Genomic DNA, 18,216 nt, shown 5'->3' on the forward strand with positions numbered 1-18,216 from the left:
GTGCGGCATGAACGTTCCGGGGGATGTCGTCGACGGCCGTTTCGAGCTGGTGGAGCGGCTCGGCAGCGGCGGAATGGGCACCGTGTGGCGGGCTCGTGACACGGTGCTGCACCGCGAGGTCGCGCTCAAGGCGGTCCGGTCCGACCCGGACACGGTCGGCGTGATGCGCGAGAGGGTCCTGCGGGAGGCGCGGGCGCTGGCCCGGCTCAGCCACCCACACGTGGTGACGGTCCATCAGATCATCGACGCCGACCCGCATCCGTGGATCGTGATGGAACTCGTGCCGGGCGTCTCGCTCCAACGGCGGCTGGACGACGGGCCGTTGACCCCGGTGGAGGCGGCCCGCCTCGGCCGTCAGGTGCTCGCCGCGCTGCGCGCCGCGCACGCGGCGGGCATCCAGCACCGGGACGTCAAACCCGCCAACATCCTCCTGCGCCCCGACGGGGACGCCGTCCTCACCGACTTCGGCATCGCCGCCCTGCAGGGCACGACGGCCCTCACGGTCACCGGCGAGCTCGTCGGTTCGCCCGAGTACATGGCGCCGGAGCGGATCCGGGGGCACGACGGCGACCCGGCCGCCGACCTCTGGTCACTGGGCGTGGTCCTGTACGTGTGCGTGGAGGGCGTCAGCCCCCTGCGCCGCCCCACCACCCTCGCCACCCTGGCCGCCGTACTCGACGCCCCGCTCCCGGCACCGACCCGCTCGGGCCCGCTGACGCCGGTGCTCGACGCCCTGCTCGTACGCGACCCGGCAGCCCGCCCGGACGCCGCCCGGCTGGACGCGATGCTGACGCAGGTGGAGGCGGGGGCGACACCGCACTGGACCCTGCCGACCCTGACCGCCGTCGCACCGCCCCACCCGACGCCGACCCCGCCACCGATCCCCACTCAGCTGGACACCCCGCACCCGACAACTCCGCAGCAGTCGCCGGGCCCACGACGCCGTACCCCGCTCGTGGTGGCGGCGAGCGCGGCGCTGGTGATCGCCACGGCGACGGCTCTGGTCCTCGCACTGCGCCCCGGCGGCACCGGCGACGACAAGGCCGGCGGCACCAAGACGCCGACGGCCACGAGATCCACCGACGCCCCGGCACCCCAGCGACAGTCCCCCGCACCGACCCCCAGCCCGACCGGCACACCCGTCGGGACGTCGGAAGGCGGCTGGATCGCCCAACTCCACTCCGAACCCATCGCCTCGGGCACCGCCGCCCGCGACCGGCGTCTCGCCACGGTCCGCCGATCCGTCCCGGAGGCGGCCGTACTGCGCAGCGACGACTACGCCTCCCTGCGCCCCGGCTACTGGGTGATCTACGCCCCCGGCCCCTTCACCGACGGCCGTGCCGCCCTGGCCTTCTGCGCCGAGCACGGCCGCACCACGGTGAACAGCTGCCTCGGCCGCTACCTGAGCACGGACGCGACCGACTCCGGCCTCCAGTGCCGCCCTCCGGCCACCGCTCCGACGGGGTCCTGCACCCGCCCCGACTGAGCAGACCAGTCCCGCCGGGCGGGTGACACCGACCCGGCACACCAGCCGACGAGCCGATATGACCAGTTGATCCTCATATCGTCATGCGGTGATCACTCCTGTACGACGCGTCGCCGCCGTCTGCGCCCTGAGCGCGGCGCTCAGCGCGCTCGCCTCCTGTGCTCCCGAGGCGACCCGCGCTCCCCTCCCGGCACCCAGCGCCACCGCCACCTCCTCCCCCGCCGCCAAGCCTCCGACCCTCGCGCCGGGCCCCGCCGGCCTGACCCCCGTCTTCGAGCACGGCCCCCGCACCCGGGACAGGACCGTCGCGCTCACCTTCGACGCGGACATGACCTCCGATCAGGGGCCACGGGCGGCGAGCGGGGAACGGTTCGACAATCCGGGGCTCGTCGCGGCCCTGCGGGAGCTGAAGGTTCCGGCGACCGTGTTCATGACGGGCCGATGGGCCGAGGAGTATCCGCGGCAGGCCCGGGCCATCGGGCGGGATCCGCTCTTCGAGGTCGCCAACCACTCGTACAGCCACCACGCCTTCACCGACGACTGCTACGGACTGCCGACCGTCGAGGAGGAGCGGATGCGGACGGATGTGGAGCGGGCCTACGCCGCGTTCCGGAAGGTGGGGGTGCGTGATGCGATGCCGTACTTCCGGTTTCCCGGCGGCTGTTACGACCGGCGTGCGCTGAAGGCGCTGGTCCCGGTCGGTGTCACCGCCGTGCAGTGGGACGTGGTGAGCGGGGACGCGTTCGCGACGGACGCCCGCGCGGTGGCCCGGGAGGTGCTGGACGGGGTGCGGCCCGGCTCGGTGGTCGTCCTGCACTGCACGCTCAGTGCCGCTCCGACGACCGAGCGGGTGGTCCGCAGCGTCGTGCCCGAGCTGCGCGGGAAGGGGTTCCGCTTCGTGAAGGTGTCCGAGCTGATCGGGGCTGCCGGCGGGCGGGGCTGATGCTCGTACGCTGGACGTATGAGCAAGGACCAGCCCACGACCGACTACTGCCTGATCGACGCGACCAGGCCGCCCAAGGCGGACGGGCCGCCCTACGCGGAGTGCGTGCTGTGCCGGGAGCCGACGGAGTACCCGGAGTCGTACAAGGGGATCACGCTGTGCCCGGTGTGCGAGTGGCAGGAGGCGCAGCGCACGGCCTGTTCAGGGTGATCTGCGGGACGTGAGCGCGCAGGCCGCGGCGGTCGCCGCCGCCGTGAGCAGGGCCGCCGCGGCCAGGGGCAGCAGCGGCAGGGGGACCGTTCCCGATCGGGAGCCGGTGACCAGGCCGCTGACCGCCGCCTGGGCCGGGGAGCCGGTCACCACCACCGACAGCAGGGCCGCGAGCAGCATCGTGGGGACCGCGCGGCCGGTCGAGCGCAGCACCGGCCAGCTGGTGAGGGCGCCGACGGCGGTGCCGAGCAGGGCGCAGGCGAGCGCGGCCAGCAGCCCGGCGGCGCCGGCGGGCAGCCGTGGCACCCGGGTCTGGAGGTCGGAGCTGACCGGGTTGCTGATCAGGGTGACGACGACGGTCGCCACCGTGCCGAGGGCCACTGCGGCGGCCAGCGCCACCAGCAGCGCGGCGAGGTGCGCCCGCCCCGGGCCGACGGCCGCGGAGACACAACTGCGGGCGGCGGGCGGCTCGTTGGTGACGCAGATCCGCACGAGCCAGGCGGCGACGGGCAGCAGGGCGGCGGCCGCGTAGCCGAGCGAGTCGAGCACGGGCTGCCCGCTCTGCACGCCGACGCCGAGGAACACGGCGTACAGGATGAACGGCGGCAGCCAGCGCTGCGAGCGGGCCAGCAGGGCGGCCTGGTAGCGGAGGAGGGCGTTCATCGGCGTCATCGGCGGCTCTCGGTCTCGGGGTGGTCGGGTCTCTCCTGGCTCACGCTCACCACATGCCATGGCGGCCGGGCGGTCAGCAGGGCGCGCAGGAGGACGTCCGAGTGGGACGCGGGGACGGTGAGGCGGTGGGTGCCGGGCGTGGGCTCCTCGACCGATGTGACGACGCGGGGCACGTCGGCGGGGAGTTGTCCGCCGCGCGGGCCCTGGACGACGACGATCACATGCGGGCCGGTGGGATCCGAAGCCGCCTCTTCCGTACGGCGCTCCAGGCCCGCGTCCCGCACGGTGTACGTCGCGTCGGGCGCACCCGCCAGGCGGCGCGGGTCGTGGTCCACGAAGACCACGGCGGTGCCGTCCGCCGTGCGTTCGGCGACGGCGCGCTCCAGCTCCGCGCGGGCGTCGGCGTCGAGGCCGGTCCACGCCTCGTCCAGGACGAGCAGCTCCGGTTCGGCGAGGAGGGCCTGTACGACGGCGACCTTCTGGCTGCTGCCCTTCGACAGCTGCGCCATCGGCGTGCGGGCGTACGCGGCGGCGCCGAAGCGGTCGAGCCACTCCAGGGCGGCACGGGTGGCCGCCGGCCGGGACAGGCCGTGGACCGTGCCGAGGTGGGTCAGGTAGCCGAGGGCGGTGAAGGGGAGGGCCGTGGGGAAGCGTTCGGGGACGTATGCGGTGCGCGGGCGTCCGGTGACGCGGCCCTCGGAGGGGGCGTCCAGACGGGCCAGGAGGCGCAGGAGGGTGGACTTGCCGGTGCCGTTGGGTCCGTCGACGCGGATGAGCGTGCCGGGGGAGACCGTGAGGTGGACGCCGCGTAAGACCCATGGGCCGCGTATGCCGTAACGGCGGCCCACGTTGTCCAGACGAAGATCGCGTTGCATGGGGCCCATCCTCTCGCGCCGAAGAACGGATCTTCCGCCTGGCAGACTGGAGGACGTGACCAGTGATCCGTCCGTTCCCGGCGCCAGCCCCTTTCGTACCGAGCCCTCGACGCGCGACGCGGCACCTCAGTTCGTCCTGCCCCTCGTCGTCCGCATCGAGCGGGCCGCTCCCCCGCCGCGTACGGACGCCCTGGAGACCGCCGCCCGCGCGGTACTGGTCATGCTGAGCGACGAGCGGTCCCTCGGCGAGGGCGAGTGGGCCGAGGCCGTGCGGGACTGGCAGGACGCCCGTATCCGCAAGGTGGTGCGGCGGGCTCGCGGAGCCGAATGGCGGCGGGCGGAAGGGCTGCCGGGCATCACGGTCACCGGCAAGTCGGCCGAGGTGCGGGTGTTCCCGCCCGTGCCGTTGGACGGGTGGCCCAAGGAACTGGCGAAGCTCCAGGTGTCCGGGACCGACCTCGACGATCCGGAGCCGCCCGTGGACGCCGACCTCTCGGCGCCGGTGCTCTGGCTCAACCCCGACCTCGACATGTCCGCCGGCAAGGCGATGGCACAGGCCGGGCACGCGGCGCAGCTCGCCTGGTGGGAGCTGTCGGACGAGGAACGCGGCGCCTGGCGCGAGGCGGGGTTCCCGCTCGCCGTACGAACCGCGCGGGCGGGGCGCTGGGGCGAGCTGACGGCCAGTGGGCTTCCGTTGGTGCGGGACGCGGGGTTCACGGAGATCGCGCCCGGGTCGTGCACGGTCGTCGCCGATCATCCGGCGCTGCGGCGGGCGCCGGGCGTTTGAACAACTTCGGTGGCTCACTCGTACGACCTTGCGGTGGCCGTTCGCGGTAGCGGCTGTTCGCCGGGTGTGCGGTATGGGGCGCCGGGTGGATCCCAACCTCAAATGTTGCTCTGAAGCTGCCGCCCACGGGGTTCGGGCGAGACCTGCGGGGCCATACCCCCGTCACGTCCGGCACGTCCGAGGAGACGGGGCAGCGGGTACGAAGCGGCCGAGGAGGGGACGATGGAGCGACTGGGCAAGCGACTGGGCACGGGAATCGGATGGCGTCCGGAGATCGCGGACGCCGTGGAGCGCATGCCGGGCATCGACTGGGTCGAGACGGTCGCCGAGAACGTCTGCCCCGGACACCTGCCGGAGTCCCTGGTACGGCTGCGCGAGCGCGGAGTGACCGTGATCCCGCACGGCGTCTCACTGGGCCTCGGCGGCGCGGACCGGCCCGACGCCGAACGGCTCGCCGCCCTCGCCGAACGGGTGGAGGCTCTCGGCTCTCCGCTGGTCACCGAGCACATCGCGTTCGTACGGGCGGGCGGTCCGCTGACGGCGTCCCCGCGTCTGGAGGCGGGGCATCTCCTGCCGGTCCCCCGCACCCGGGACGCCCTCGACGTGCTGTGCGAGAACGTCCGTATCGCACAGGACGCCCTGCCCGTGCCGCTCGCCGTGGAGAACATCGCCGCGCTGATCTCGTGGCCGGGCGAGGAGATGACCGAGGGTCAGTTCCTGTACGACCTCGCCGACCGCACCGGGGTACGGCTCCTCATCGACGTGGCCAACCTGCACACCAACCACGTCAACCGGGGCGAGGACCCGGCGAAGGCGCTCGCCGAGCTGCCGCTGGAAGCCATCGCGTACGTCCATGTCGCCGGCGGCTTCGAACGCGACGGCGTCTGGCACGACAGCCACGCCCACCCGGTCCCTCAGCCGGTCCTCGACATCCTGACCGACCTGGCCTCCCGCGTGTCCCCACCGGGGGTCCTCCTGGAACGGGACGAGAACTTCCCCGAACCGGCCGAGCTGGAGCGGGAGTTGGGGGCGATTCGGGGGGCTTTGGAGAAGGGGGGCGCTGAGAGGGCGGTGTCTGCGGGGGTGGGCGCCGGGAGCGGAGGGCTTACGGAAGGGGGCGCCGAGAGCGGGACGTCTGCGGAGGGGGCTACTGCGGGAGCGGCGACTGCGGGTGGGCCGTCCGGAGGGAGGTCAGCCGCGGAGGTGGTTCGCTCGGGAGAGGTTTCCGGGGTGGGGGCGTTCGCGGTCGGGTCGTCGGCGGAGGCCCTTGGGGGGTCGGCGCCGGTGGAGGGAGTCTCGGGGGAAGCGGGGCGGGAGCGGGAGAGGGCCCGCTCGGAAGAGGGGTCCAAGGAGAGGGCGCTCGCAGGCGGGGCGTCGCCAGCGGAGACGGCCGGAGGCTCGGCGCCCTTAGAAGGGGTCCCGCGCGAGGCGGGGCGGCAGCGGGAGACGGCTCACTCGGAGGAAGCGCCCGGGAAGAGGGCCTTCGCGGGCGGGGCATCGCCGACGGAGACGGCCGGAGGCTCGGCGCCCGCAGAGGGGGCCCCGGAGGAAGCCGCGCGCGAGCAGGAGTCGGCACGCAAGGCGGAGGTCATACCCGAGCCGGAGGAGGCCGTGGCCGGGGCGTTCGCCGACCCCGCCCGGCAGCGCCTCGCCCTCGCGCAGGCCGCGCTGCTGTCCGCGCTCGTCGCCGGTACGCCTGTGCCGGAGGGGTTCGACCGGGTCCGGCTCGGCGTGCAGGCGCGGGCGCTCGCCGGGAAGCGGGCGGACGTCGTGGCGAAGGTCGCGCCGGAGTTGCCGGTGATCCTCGGGGACGGATATCGGCGGGCGTTCCTCGCGTACAGCCACGGGCACCCGATGACCGACGGCTATCGGCGCGACGCCCTGGACTTCGCCGGATACCTGCTGGCCGAGGGCCGGCTCGGGGACCCGCGGGTGCGGGCGGAGGTACGGGAGTGGTGGCTGGAGCGGTCGGGACCCAAGCCGCGGTCACGGCGGCCGGGGGTGCGGCTGGCCCGGGCCACACGGCGAGTGCTGCTGCGGCGGTGAACGAGCTACGGCGGGCGCGCGACGGAGGTGACCGGGGCCGGGGCCGCGGGATCCACGGAACCGGGGGAACCACCGAACCGGGGGCTCTACGGGGCGGGGCCCGGCAGGACCGAGGGACTGAGGCGAAGGCGGTCGAGCCACCGACGGGGCCGGAAGGTCGAGGCGGCCCGGCGGTCGGGAAACGGAGGCTGGGAACCCACCGGGGCGGGGCCCGACGGGTCAGGAACCCGACGGGACCAGGGGACTGAGGCGAAGGCAGCCGCGCCACCGACGAGGCCAGAGGGTTGAGGCAACCCGGCGGTCGGGAACCAGGTCGAGGGACCACCGAATCGGGGGCCCGACGGGGCGGGGACCCGACGAGGCCGGGGGAGGCGGAGGCGGCCGGGCCACCGGCGAGACCAGGAGCTCGCCGCCAACGGGCCGGGAATTGGGGCGGCCGGGAATAAGGGCCGGAGACGCCCTGAATCGGGGGCCCACGGAGCCGGGGCCTTACGAGCCCCCGGGGCGGCGAGGAAGCCGGGGAACTGAGGCACCGGGAGCCCCGGCGCGGCCGTGTCGCCGTCGCGGCGCGCAGCAAAAGGCGGGAGGCGCGCAGCGGAAGGCACGCCGTGGTAAGCGCGCCGGCGTCGGAGCGGCGCGCAAGTCGGCGGCAGGAACGGCACGTGAGGCGTGTTCGGCGCAGTGGATCCCGTTGCTGATCGGCCCCCACGCGATCCGCCCCGCACCCGCGACCTGGCGACCCCGCCTACGCCAACTCCCGCTCCCCCGCTGGACACCCCCGCCCCTTCGAGTGTGCCGGGGTTAACACCCCAGCCCGCGGCACTGCCAACGCACCCGTTTCATCCACCTGTGGCACCCTATGCCTCCCCCCTCTCCTCCCCCATTCGCCCGTAACCATCCCTGTTGCAACCATTCGCTCCGGTACGGCAGTTGGCGTAGACCCCGAGGTACCCCGAAGTAATATGCCAATCCCACCCCCGAAGCGCACTAACGTGCGGTGCCGCAACAGGAGGCACCATGCGACCGCGACCGCGACCCCCCATCAACGGCCGAGGCATCTTCAGCGGCACCGGGCTCATCATCACGGGCCTGACGGCGACACTGCTGGCGATGATCTTCCCGATCTGGTCGTACGAAGACCGGTCCGGGACCGGACTGGACGTGCTCAACGCCGAGACCGTCTCGACCGGGTACGGGCCGCTGTCCGCCCTCGACCGCGACTTCATCACGAAGGTGCGGCTGGCCGGGCTGTGGGAGCTGCCGGCCGGTCGGCAGGCCCAGCAGAAGGGCACCACCCCGGCCGTACGGACCGCGGGGCAGCACCTGATCGAGGGGCACGCCTTCCTCGACGAGCGGGTCCGTGACGTCGCCGCCAAGCTCAGTCTGCAGCTGCCCAACGAGCCCACCGAGCAGCAGCGGGAGTGGCTGGCCACCCTGGACTCGGCCCAAGGCGTCGAGTACGACCGGCAGTTCGCCAACATCCTGCGGCTGGCGCACGGCAAGGTGTTCTCCGTCGTCGCCCAGGTGCGGGCCAGTACGCGCAACTCCCTCGTGCGCGAGCTCGCCGACGACGCCAACTCCACGGTGCTGGACCACATCACGGTCCTGGAAGCCACCGGTTACGTCGACTTCGACGCCCTGGCCCGGGGCATGGTCGCCGACAGCACGCCACCCCTGACGCCCTCCCCCGGCCCGCCCGGCCCCACCGCCGACCCCGCTCCGGCCGTCCCGATGACCCCGCCCGCATCGCCGGTCTACACCCTGCCGCCGGCCGCCACCAGCCCACGAACATCCGGCTCCCGAAATCCGGAACGTCACATCCCGGCAACTCTCCGTCCGCATTCTGAGCAAGGCATGGCGTTCCACGGAGCCTTTGACATAGAAACGCGGCATGTTCTGGGTCCTTCTCCTGCTGCTGGCCTGGGCCGTCGCCGGCACGGCGTGCACGCGGCTGTGCCTGGCCGCCGTACACGCCGCGGCCGCGGAAACGAAAGAGGCGGCCGCAGGCCGGGGACATGATCTGACGCTGTACGAGGCCGCGTTCCTGTCCGGCGGGCCCCGCCGGGTCGCCGATCTGACCCTCGTCTCCATGGCGCGGCAACGGCGGCTGCTGCTCGCGCACACCGGCTGGGCGACGGTCGTCGATCCGCGGGGCCGGGACGAGATGGAACGCTCGGTGATAGGGGCCATCGGGCCTCAGGGCCAGTCCCGGATCGAGCCGGTACGGGACGCCGCGGCCGCCGCCGACGCGATCGGCAGCCTCGCCGACCGGCTGGTCAGCGCGGGCCTCGCCGTGCCGGACGGGACGCGCAGTGGGATCGCCGCCGCGATCCGGCAGGTGCAGCTCGCCGCGGTGGTCGTGCCCGCCCTGGGGGCGGTCGCCCTGCTGGCGCCGGCCCAGTCGGACATGCCGGCGCATCTGGTCGCCCTCTGGTTCGCGCTCCCCTTCGTGCTCACCCTGAGCTGCCTCGCCATCGCCCGGATCGAGATCCACCCCTACGCGCAGTGGGCCTCCCCGGCGGGGCAGCGGCTGCTGAGCGGCCTGGTCCGGCGCTCCCGGGGCGGGGGCGACCGTACGTTCCTCACCTCCGTCGCCGTACGGGGCGTGCGCGCGATCGGCGAGCCGGACCTGCGGGCGGCGTTCACCCATCGCGAGCCGCACAGGCAATGAACAGGGAACGAACAGCGTCCCGAAGGCGTCAGGGCGTCCGCCCTCGACGCGGACCAGCGGAAGCTGCTGCACCCCGCTGTCGTCCCCCTGGCAGCTGCTGCTCCTGCTCGGCGCCTTTCACGCCCTGACGCCGGGTCATGGCAAGGCGCTGCTCGCCTCGTATCTGGTCGGCTCCCACAGCACCCGCCGGGCAGGCGGTCCTCCTCGGCGCGACGGTCACCGTCACACACACCGCCTCCGTGATCGCGCTCGGCACGGCGGTGCTCCTCGCGGGCGGGCTCATCCTGCTGCTGCTCGCCATCGGCCTGGGGCGAACGGCGCTGGGCCTCGCCGTGATCGTCGCGTTCAGCGTCGGCCTGGCCGGGGTGCTGGTCGGCCTGGGGCTGATCCTGGTCAGTGGCCGCACGGCGCTGGAGCGATTCCGGCGCCCCGGCAACGGCGCGCTCATCCGGCGGCTCCCCCTGCTCTCCGCCACCGTCGTGACCGCCCTCGGCGTGACCATCACGGCCGGCGGGGTGAGCGGGCTGCTGGGCTAGGGCGCCGGGCCTCGGTGACGCATAGGGGGCATTGACGCCGACACCGGCAGGGTGGTGCTTGCCTTCACCAACAGACAAACGAAATATCCCTTTTGTTGCTGCCGTGCTGCGAAGGGATACGCGATGAGAGCTGCCGCCCTCTACTCGGCCGCCGGGGCCATGCTCCTGACGACCCTCTCCGCCGCCCCGGCCGGCAGCACCGGGGCCGCGGCCCCGGGCGCGGACGAGCGGCGCGGCACGGCGGTGGCTGTGGCACGCGCCGAGGCGGCAGGCCTCACCTTCGGAAGCTGCCCGAAGAAGCTGGAGCTGCCGGACCACGTGAAGTGCGGCACGGTGTCCGTCCCGCTCGACTACGCACATCCCGACGGCAAGCAGATCAAGCTCACCGTCAGCCGGGCGCGGGCCACCCACAAGGATCCGCACAACAGCAAGCGCCGCGTGCCGAGCCAGGGTGCCCTGGTCTACAATCCGGGCGGACCGGGCGCCTCCAGCCTGCACTTCCCGCTGATCGGTGTCCTGCCCGCGTGGAAGCGACTGGCGGGCGCGTACGACCTCGTCGGCTACGCCCCGCGCGGAGTGGGACCTTCCGCGCCGCTGTCCTGCCAGGACCCCAAGCACTCCCTCAAGGGGCCCACGCAGGCGCCGACGTACCCCTCGGAGTCGTACAAGAAGGAGCGCATCGCCCGCGCGAAGGCCTACGCCCGCGGCTGCGCCCAGCGCACGGGCAGCGCGCTCAGGCACTACAACTCCCTCAACAACGCCCGTGACCTGGACGTCCTGCGCGCCGCGCTGGGCCAGCAGAAGCTGACGTTCATGGGTGCGTCGTACGGCACCTACTTCGGCGCGGTGTACGCGACCCTGTTCCCCTCGCACGTACGGCGGATGGTGTTCGACTCGGCGGTGAACCCCGACCCCGCGCAGGTCTGGTACCGCAACAACCTCGCCCAGTCGGCCGCGTTCGAGGGGCGCTGGGAGGACTTCCGGGAGTGGGTCGCCAAGCACCACGATGTCTACGGGCTCGGTGACACCGCCGAGGAGGTGACGCGCAATTACGACAAGGTGCGGGCGCGGCTGGCCGTGGAGCCGGCGGGCGGGAAGATCGGGACGGGGCAGTTGCAGGAGGCGTTTCTGCAGGCCGGTTACTACGACGACTACTGGCCCGCGCGGGCGCAGGCGCTGTCGGCGTATCTGAAGGGCGACCCGAAGCCGCTGGTCGAACTGGCCGCACCAGTGACGGAGGCGGCGGCCGAGGACGAGAACTCGCGCGCGGTGTACACGGCTGTGGAGTGCAACGACGCGTCCTGGCCGACGGACTGGGCGGTCTGGGACCGGGACAACACGCGGCTCGCGCGGGTGGCGCCGTTCGAGACCTGGGACAACGTGTGGATGAACCTGCCGTGCGCCTACTGGCAGGCGCCCCGGCAGGTGCCCGTCGATGTGCGGACCGGGCCGGGTGAGGTGCCGCCGATTCTGATCCTGGCCGCCGAGCGGGACGCGGCCACGCCGTACGAAGGGGCGCTGGAGATGCACCGGCGCCTGGCGGGCTCGGTCCTGGTGACCGAACGGGACGCCGGCACGCACGGTATCGCGTACGGCCCGAACGCCTGCGTCAACGGCCACCTCGACGCCTACCTGCTGGAGGGCCGCCTCCCGGCTCGGCGGGCGGCGTGCGAGGGGCACCCCGAGCCGAAGCCGGAGCGCCCGGGCGAGGCGAAGAAGCTGCGCCGGCAGACCGACACGAACCCGGGCGGCCGGCCCCAGGACGTCGCGACCGCCCGGCTACCGCACTGATCAAGCGAGCCCGGCGACCAGCTCCGCCACCGACTTCCGGCGCCCGGTGAAGAACGGCACCTCTTCGCGGACGTGCATCCGGGCCTCGGAAGCGCGCAGGTGGCGCATGAGGTCGACGATGCGGTAGAGCTCGTCGGCCTCGAAGGCCAGGAGCCACTCGTAGTCGCCCAGCGAGAACGAGGCGACCGTGTTGGCGCGCACGTCCGGGTAGCCGCGGGCCATCTTGCCGTGGTCGGCGAGCATGCGGCGGCGGTCCTCGTCGGGCAGCAGGTACCAGTCGTAGGAACGCACGAACGGGTACACGCTGACGTAGTTGCGCGGCGTCTCGTCGGCGAGGAACGCCGGGATGTGCGAGCGGTTGAACTCGGCGGGGCGGTGCAGCGCCATGTTCGACCAGACCGGCTCCAGGGCGCGGCCCAGCTTGGTGCGGCGGAAGAGGTTGTACGCCTCCTGCAGCTGGTCGCTGGTCTCGGCGTGCCACCAGATCATCAGGTCGGCGTCGGCGCGCAGACCGGACACGTCGTAGGTGCCGCGGATCGTCACGTCCTTGGCGGCGAGCTGGTCGAACAGCTCCTGGACCTCGTCGGCGTAGCCCGCGCGGTCCTCGGGGAGCACGTCCTTCAGCTTGAAGACGGACCAGAGGGTGTAGCGGATGACCTCGTTGAGGTCCTTGGCCAGCTTGCCCTTGTTCGGGATCCTGCCGGACTCGGTGGTGGGGGCGTCGTCACTCATGTCCCTTATTCTCCCGCTCCTCCGTGCAGACTCTGCACCGGGTGGGCGGTGAGCTCCTGCACACCGCTGAGGTCGCCATGGATCTGGTCCACCGCGGCGTACGCGCTCGCGATGCAGGCCGGGATGCCGACGCCGTCGTACTGCGCGCCGCACACCGCGAGGCCCGGCACCTTGGCGACGTGCTCGCGGATGCGGGCCACGCGCGCGTGGTGCCCGACCGGGTACTGGGGCAGGCCGTCGGTCCAGCGGGTGACGCGGGTTTCGAGGGGCGTGGCGGCGAGGCCGGTCGCCGCCTCCAGATCGTGCCGGGAGACGTCGACGAGGTGGGCGTCGTCGCGCTCCAGGATCTCCGTCTCGCCGTACCGCCCGACGGAGGTGCGCAGCACGACCACGTCCGGGTCCTCGTCGGCGATCCAGCCCCACTTCTGGGAGGCGAACGTCGACGCCTTGATGGTGCGCCCGTCCACCGGCGGCACGAGGAAGCCGCTGCCGGCGGGGAGGTCGGTGTCGGCGCGGCGGTAGGCGAGGCTGACCAGGGCCATGGAGGCGTACTCGATGCCGGCCAGCTCGGCGGCGGCCTCGGGGGCCTCGGCGCGCAAAAGGCCGGCAGCGGCCGGGGCGGGTACGGCGACCACGACCGCGTCGGCGTGCAGCACCCGGTCGCCGGCGACGACGCGCCAACCGGCGGCCGCCTCGCGACTCAGCTCCGTGACCGGCGCTCCGGTCACGATCTCGCCGCCCCGGGCGCGCACCGACTCCGCGACGGCGAGCGGGAGTTGGCCCACGCCGCCCTCGATGCCCATGAAGACCGGCCCGGTCTGCTGGTTGGCGGCGGCCTTGGCCTGGATCTCGCGGACCGCCTCCGTCAGGGAGTCGTGCGTCCGGGCGGCCTGGTAGAGCTGCGGGACCGCCGAGCGCATCGAGATGCGGTACGCGTCGCCCGCGTAGACGCCGCCCAGCAGGGGTTCGACCAGGCGGTCGACGACCTCGCGGCCGAGGCGTGCCGCCACGTACTCGCCGACCGCCACGTCGTCCCCGACCTCGGTGCGGGGCAGGTCGGCGTCGCGCTCGATGCGGGCCAGGCCCTCGTCGGACAGGACGCCGGAGAGGGCGGCGGCGGTGCCGGGGACGCCCATCACATGGCCCTTGGGCATGGGGCGCAGGGCGCCGCGGGTCCAGATCGAGGCGGTCGCGGTGGCGGGCGGCTGGAGGCGGTCGGCGAGGCCCACCTCGCGGGCGAGGGCGAGGGCCTCGGGGCGGCGGGCCAGCATCGACTCGGCGCCGAAGTCCACGCGCACGCCCGCGATCCGGCCCGGCAGCAGCTTGCCGCCGACCCGGTCCGACGCCTCCAGGACGGTCACCTGCCGGCCGGCGTCCAGCAGCCGGTGGGCCGCGGCGAGCCCCGCGATCCCGCCACCGATGACGACGGCCCGTCCCGTCCCCGTACGTGTCTCCACTTCGCGCATGTCCACAGCCTCTCAGACCCCACTGACATTCCGTCCGCGCCCCGGTGTCCTTCACGAGTCCCGACCGTGACCGCATCGGGACCGTTTCCCGCCAACGTTCCGCGGGGTCCCGGCGTCGAAGGAGCATCAGTCGTCACGACGACCCTCGGGGGGACGCCCGCATGCGCACACGACGCTCCACACGATCCGTACGACCGGTTCAGGCCCTGGCCGGCATCCTGCTGGCCGCGGCCCTCGCACTAAGCGGCTGCAGCGGCGCGGGCGACTCGGCGTCCGGCAGCAACGCCGGCGGGGACGAGGCGGCCGCGGCGGGCCCTCAGGAAGGGGTGAAGGAGGGCGCCCCGGGCAGCGGCTACGGCGCCGGCAAGGCGAGCGCGGCACCCAAGGTCACCGCGAGCCGCATCATCCGCACCGCCTCGCTGACCGTGCAGGTCAAGGACGTACCGAAGGCTTTGGACGAGGCCCGCGCCACGACCGAGAACGCGGGCGGCTACGTCGGCAACGAGACGACCACACGGGACGAGGAGGGCCACGAGCACACCCGCGTCGTCCTGCGCGTGCCCGTCGACCGGTACGCCGAGGTCCTCACCGCACTGGAGGGCGCGGGCAAGCTGGTCGAGCGCAGCGCCAAGGCGCAGGACGTCACCGACCAGGTCGTGGACGTGGAGAGCCGCATCAAGTCGCAGCGGGCCAGTGTGGCCCGGATCCGCGAGCTGATGGACCAGGCGACCAAGCTCAGCGACGTCGTCACGCTGGAGGGCGAGCTGAGCTCCCGCCAGGCCGACCTGGAGTCGCTGCTCGCCCAGCAGGCGTCTCTGAAGGACCGCACGAGCCTGGCCACGATCACGCTCTCCCTGTCGGAGACGCCGGTGAAGAAGGCGCCCAGGGCCGATGACGACCCCGGCTTCCTGGACGCGCTCGCGGGCGGCTGGGGCGCCTTCGTGACGATGCTGCGCTGGCTCGCCGTCGCGATCGGTGCCGTGCTGCCCTTCGCCGCGGTGACGGCGCTGATCGTGCTGGTGTGGCTGAAGGTCCTGCGCCCCCGGCTGCCCCGCCGGCCGGCCACCGCGCCCGTGACGACGGCCCTGGGCCCGCTGCCGACCGCCCGCCCGGCACCGCAGCCCACGCGCGCGGGCGACGATCAGAGCGGCGAGGGCGACTGAAATGCCCGGCCCTCGTAGCGTGTTCGCATGAACATGAGCGCTGCGAGGGGTGTGCGGGGTACGCGGGAGCGACTGGTCGTGATCGGAGGCGACGCCGCGGGGATGTCCGCGGCGTCGCAGGCGCGGCGCCTGAGGAGCGCCGAGGAGCTGGAGATCGTGGCGTTCGAACGCGGCCACTTCACCTCCTACTCGGCCTGCGGCATCCCGTACTGGGTGGGCGGTGAGGTCCCCGACCGCGACCGGTTGATCGCCCGTACGGCCGAGGAGCACCGCGCGCGGGACATCGACCTGCGCATGCGGACGGAGGTCACGGAGATCGACGTGGCCGGCGGCCGGGTACGCGCGCGTGACGTCGATTCCGGCGCCGAGTCCTGGACGTCGTACGACAAACTCGTCATCGCGACGGGCGCCCGCCCGATCCGCCCCGACATGCCGGGCGCCGACGCCCCCGGCGTGCACGGTGTGCAGACCCTCGACGACGGCCAGGCCCTCATCGACACGCTGGCACGCACGCGTGGCCGACGCGCGGTCGTGGTCGGCGCCGGCTACATCGGCGTCGAGATGGCCGAAGCCCTCATCAACCGCGGCTACGAGGTGACCGTCGTCAACCGCGGCAGCGAGCCCATGTCCACGCTCGATGCGGACATGGGCCGCCTGGTGCACCAGGCCATGGAGGGGCTGGGCATCACCATGGTCAACGACGCCGAGGTCACCAAGATCCTCACGGGCGAGGACGGCCGCGTCCGCGCGGTGGCCACGGAGGAGGCCGAATACCCGGCGGACGTGGTCGTCCTGGGCATCGGCGTTCGCCCGGAGACGACGCTCGCGCGAGCCGCCGGCCTCCCCCTCGGCGACCACGACGGCCTGCTCACCGACCTGGCGATGCGCGTGCGCGGCCACGAGAACGTCTGGGCGGGCGGCGACTGCGTGGAGGTCCTCGACCTGGTCTCCGGCCAGGAGCGCCACATCGCCCTCGGCACCCACGCCAACAAGCACGGCCAGGTCATCGGCACGAACGCCGCCGGCGAGTACGCCACCTTCCCCGGTGTGGTCGGCACGGCCGTCAGCAAGGTCTGCGACCTGGAGATCGCCCGCACGGGCCTGCGCGAGAAGGACGCGCGCAGGGCGGGCCTGCAGTACGTCACGGCGACGATCGAGTCCACGAGCCGCGCCGGCTACTACCCGAGCGCGTCGCCGATGACGGTCAAGATGCTCGCCGAACGCCGCACCGGCCGCCTGCTGGGTGTGCAGATCGTGGGGAGGGAGGGCGCGGGCAAGAGGGTGGACATCGCGGCGGTGGCCCTGACGGCGGGGATGACGGTGGAGCAGATGGTGTCCCTGGACCTGGGATATGCCCCACCGTTCTCGCCTGTATGGGATCCGGTACTGGTGGCGGCGCGCAAGGCAGCAAAGGCAGTGCATGCCTCATAACAGGCGGCGCGTGCAACTCCCTGAGGGGCGCGGGGCTGGATCGATATGCGGCTCCGCCGCGTGGGCGCGACCAGCCACAGACAGCCCGCAGCCGCCGAACCACCCACGCCCCTACGGCGCTTACGCAGATCCGTTGATCCTCTCAATGGCCTGCCGAGCCTGCTCAGCCGGCGGCCGCGACGGCAACGACGACACAGACGCACTCACGCTCGGCGGCATCGCCGCGGCGGCAGCCGGCTGCTCCCCCGCCGGCTTCGCATGCGCAGCCCCCCGCGCGGAGCGCAGCCGATGACTCACCGCCTCGTCAAGGGTCACCGGCCGCTGCATCTGCGAAGCAAGCCTCCCGGCCTCCTGGCCCAGCCGGGCCACGTCTTCCCACGGCAGCCGCAGCACCACGGCGATCTCGGCCTCCCCGTCGGGCATCGCCTGAATCGGAGGAGTAACTCGGTCGTTCATCGCCTGTTCCTCACGTAGTCCCCGCGACCCGCCTTCCCCGTGCCGCGGGCGGTTGCCGAGACATACGCACGCGGCGACGGCGACGTTCACCGATTCGCCGGACGTATCCAGGGCAGATACCTGTCGTGGTCATACCCGTCCATGACGTGAACCCGGTGCGCCGCACGCCCTGGGTGACATACGCGCTGATCGCCGCGAATGTCTACGTGTTCCTGTCCATGCCCGGCACAGTCGGCTCCGTGGCCGGTGAGAGCAGCCTGGCGCAGCTGTGCCATCTGCACGCGTTCCTGGACCACTACGCGGCCGTGCCGCGGGAGTTGATCCACGACCAGCTGCCGAGAGTGGTTCCCACGGGCGAGGTCGCCGTGGGCCCGCAGGGCCCCGGCTGTGTGATCGGCGCGCCGGACTACGACAAGTCCCCGGTGCTGTCCGTCTTCACCGCGATGTTCCTGCACGGCGGCTGGCTGCACCTGCTGGGCAACATGCTCTTCCTGCTGATCTTCGGCAACAACATCGAGGACCGCATGGGCCATGTGCGGTACCTGCTCTTCTACGTCGCCTGCGGCTACGTGGCGTCGTACGGCTTCGCGCTCCTCAACGACGACTCCGCCGACCCGTTGATCGGCGCGTCCGGGGCCATCGCGGGCGTACTGGGCGCCTATCTGGTGCTGTATCCGAAGGCCAGGGTGTGGGTCCTCGTCCCGTTCCTGATCTTCCTGCCGCTGCGGCTGCCGGCCTGGCTGGTGCTGGGCTTCTGGTTCGTGCTGCAGGCGGTGTACTCGAACGGCGAGGGCGTCTCCGACGCGGGCACGGTGGCGTACGCGGCGCACATCGTGGGCTTCCTGGCCGGTATGGCGTTCGCCTGGCCGCTCAAGCCGGGGACGCCGCCGCCACCGGAGCCGCGCGGTCTGCTGTTCGGCAGGAGGGCGCGGCCCCACACGTGGTGAGCGC

16 protein-coding genes and 1 pseudogene are annotated in these 18,216 nt (G+C 73.1%); 12 read left to right on the top strand and 5 right to left on the bottom strand.

Going from position 1 to position 18,216, the window contains the following annotated elements; all coding sequences use genetic code 11:
• The first annotated feature begins 7 nt into the window (after positions 1-7).
• From ACIREI_RS22520 to ACIREI_RS22530, 3 genes are all read left to right on the top strand, one after another.
• On the top strand, positions 8-1,486 hold the full coding sequence (locus ACIREI_RS22520; protein WP_403335504.1) for a protein kinase: 1,479 nt from the start codon (positions 8-10) through the stop codon (positions 1,484-1,486).
• A gap of 88 nt (positions 1,487-1,574) precedes the next feature.
• The gene (locus ACIREI_RS22525; protein WP_403335506.1) at positions 1,575-2,429 is read left to right on the top strand and encodes a polysaccharide deacetylase family protein; all 855 of its coding nucleotides are present in this window, start codon (positions 1,575-1,577) and stop codon (positions 2,427-2,429) included.
• 18 nt (positions 2,430-2,447) lie between these two features.
• Positions 2,448-2,639 (top strand): hypothetical protein, encoded by a 192-nt coding sequence (locus tag ACIREI_RS22530; protein WP_301996062.1) that lies wholly within the window; start codon positions 2,448-2,450, stop codon positions 2,637-2,639.
• On the opposite strand, the gene ACIREI_RS22535 is transcribed toward ACIREI_RS22530, so the two are convergent.
• Positions 2,631-3,302 carry an ABC transporter gene (locus ACIREI_RS22535; RefSeq protein ID WP_403335508.1) on the bottom strand — a complete coding sequence of 224 codons (672 nt, stop codon included), beginning with the start codon at positions 3,300-3,302 and terminating at the stop codon, positions 2,631-2,633. The two genes, ACIREI_RS22530 and ACIREI_RS22535, sit on opposite strands and share 9 nt — an antisense overlap.
• Before the next feature lie 5 nt (positions 3,303-3,307).
• Entirely contained in the window at positions 3,308-4,186 is an 879-nt protein-coding gene (locus tag ACIREI_RS22540; RefSeq protein WP_403335511.1) for an ATP-binding cassette domain-containing protein, read from the bottom strand.
• 55 nt (positions 4,187-4,241) lie between these two features.
• Here ACIREI_RS22540 and ACIREI_RS22545 point away from each other — a divergent pair, with 55 nt between their 5' ends.
• From ACIREI_RS22545 to ACIREI_RS22570, 6 genes and pseudogenes are all read left to right on the top strand, one after another.
• Positions 4,242-4,973: an aminoacyl-tRNA hydrolase gene (locus tag ACIREI_RS22545; protein WP_403335514.1), complete on the top strand. Its 732-nt coding sequence runs from the start codon at positions 4,242-4,244 to the stop codon at positions 4,971-4,973.
• A 222-nt stretch (positions 4,974-5,195) separates the two neighbouring features.
• A complete protein-coding gene (locus ACIREI_RS22550) occupies positions 5,196-7,019 on the top strand; it encodes a DUF692 family multinuclear iron-containing protein (protein WP_403335516.1) in 1,824 nt (607 codons plus the stop codon).
• A 1,017-nt stretch (positions 7,020-8,036) separates the two neighbouring features.
• A pseudogene (locus ACIREI_RS22555) lies at positions 8,037-8,807 on the top strand (DUF4142 domain-containing protein); the annotation flags it as partial.
• Positions 8,808-8,910: 103 nt separating this feature from the next.
• Positions 8,911-9,690, top strand: a complete 780-nt coding sequence (locus ACIREI_RS22560; protein WP_403335519.1) for a TIGR04222 domain-containing membrane protein — start codon at positions 8,911-8,913, stop codon at positions 9,688-9,690.
• Between the two features lie 137 nt (positions 9,691-9,827).
• The gene (locus ACIREI_RS22565; RefSeq protein WP_403335522.1) at positions 9,828-10,226 is read left to right on the top strand and encodes a hypothetical protein; all 399 of its coding nucleotides are present in this window, start codon (positions 9,828-9,830) and stop codon (positions 10,224-10,226) included.
• Positions 10,227-10,349: 123 nt separating this feature from the next.
• Complete coding sequence (locus ACIREI_RS22570; protein WP_403335524.1) at positions 10,350-12,017, top strand: alpha/beta hydrolase; 1,668 nt, start codon at positions 10,350-10,352, stop codon at positions 12,015-12,017.
• On the opposite strand, the gene hemQ is transcribed toward ACIREI_RS22570, so the two are convergent.
• Both hemQ and hemG read right to left on the bottom strand, forming a co-directional pair.
• Positions 12,018-12,749, bottom strand: coding sequence for a hydrogen peroxide-dependent heme synthase (gene hemQ / locus ACIREI_RS22575; protein ID WP_094222354.1), 732 nt, complete (start codon positions 12,747-12,749; stop codon positions 12,018-12,020).
• A gap of 5 nt (positions 12,750-12,754) precedes the next feature.
• Positions 12,755-14,215 (bottom strand): protoporphyrinogen oxidase, encoded by a 1,461-nt coding sequence (gene hemG / locus ACIREI_RS22580; RefSeq protein ID WP_403335528.1) that lies wholly within the window; start codon positions 14,213-14,215, stop codon positions 12,755-12,757.
• A 161-nt stretch (positions 14,216-14,376) separates the two neighbouring features.
• On the opposite strand from hemG, the gene ACIREI_RS22585 reads away from it, so the two are divergent.
• Positions 14,377-15,378: a DUF4349 domain-containing protein gene (locus ACIREI_RS22585; RefSeq protein WP_403335531.1), complete on the top strand. Its 1,002-nt coding sequence runs from the start codon at positions 14,377-14,379 to the stop codon at positions 15,376-15,378.
• 27 nt (positions 15,379-15,405) lie between these two features.
• A complete protein-coding gene (locus tag ACIREI_RS22590) occupies positions 15,406-16,809 on the top strand; it encodes an FAD-dependent oxidoreductase (RefSeq protein WP_403335534.1) in 1,404 nt (467 codons plus the stop codon).
• A gap of 120 nt (positions 16,810-16,929) precedes the next feature.
• Here ACIREI_RS22590 and ACIREI_RS22595 read toward each other — a convergent pair whose 3' ends face one another.
• Positions 16,930-17,265, bottom strand: a complete 336-nt coding sequence (locus ACIREI_RS22595; protein ID WP_403335536.1) for a hypothetical protein — start codon at positions 17,263-17,265, stop codon at positions 16,930-16,932.
• Between the two features lie 125 nt (positions 17,266-17,390).
• Between ACIREI_RS22595 and ACIREI_RS22600 the strand changes: the two genes are divergently transcribed.
• A complete protein-coding gene (locus tag ACIREI_RS22600) occupies positions 17,391-18,212 on the top strand; it encodes a rhomboid family intramembrane serine protease (RefSeq protein WP_403335539.1) in 822 nt (273 codons plus the stop codon).
• Positions 18,213-18,216 lie beyond the last annotated feature (4 nt).

The organism is Streptomyces sp. NPDC093591 (assembly GCF_044764885.1).
GTDB lineage: Bacteria > Actinomycetota > Actinomycetes > Streptomycetales > Streptomycetaceae > Streptomyces.

Coding starts and splice junctions, on each gene's coding strand:
- ACIREI_RS22520 (WP_403335504.1), top strand. CDS start 8: ATGAACGTTCCGGGGGATGTCGTCGACGGCCGTTTCGAGCTGGTGGAG.
- ACIREI_RS22530 (WP_301996062.1), top strand. CDS start 2,448: ATGAGCAAGGACCAGCCCACGACCGACTACTGCCTGATCGACGCGACC.
- ACIREI_RS22535 (WP_403335508.1), bottom strand. CDS start 3,302: ATGAACGCCCTCCTCCGCTACCAGGCCGCCCTGCTGGCCCGCTCGCAG.
- ACIREI_RS22540 (WP_403335511.1), bottom strand. CDS start 4,186: ATGCAACGCGATCTTCGTCTGGACAACGTGGGCCGCCGTTACGGCATA.
- ACIREI_RS22550 (WP_403335516.1), top strand. CDS start 5,196: ATGGAGCGACTGGGCAAGCGACTGGGCACGGGAATCGGATGGCGTCCG.
- ACIREI_RS22560 (WP_403335519.1), top strand. CDS start 8,911: ATGTTCTGGGTCCTTCTCCTGCTGCTGGCCTGGGCCGTCGCCGGCACG.
- ACIREI_RS22565 (WP_403335522.1), top strand. CDS start 9,828: ATGGCAAGGCGCTGCTCGCCTCGTATCTGGTCGGCTCCCACAGCACCC.
- ACIREI_RS22570 (WP_403335524.1), top strand. CDS start 10,350: ATGAGAGCTGCCGCCCTCTACTCGGCCGCCGGGGCCATGCTCCTGACG.
- hemQ (WP_094222354.1), bottom strand. CDS start 12,749: ATGAGTGACGACGCCCCCACCACCGAGTCCGGCAGGATCCCGAACAAG.
- hemG (WP_403335528.1), bottom strand. CDS start 14,215: ATGCGCGAAGTGGAGACACGTACGGGGACGGGACGGGCCGTCGTCATC.
- ACIREI_RS22585 (WP_403335531.1), top strand. CDS start 14,377: ATGCGCACACGACGCTCCACACGATCCGTACGACCGGTTCAGGCCCTG.
- ACIREI_RS22590 (WP_403335534.1), top strand. CDS start 15,406: ATGAACATGAGCGCTGCGAGGGGTGTGCGGGGTACGCGGGAGCGACTG.
- ACIREI_RS22595 (WP_403335536.1), bottom strand. CDS start 17,265: ATGAACGACCGAGTTACTCCTCCGATTCAGGCGATGCCCGACGGGGAG.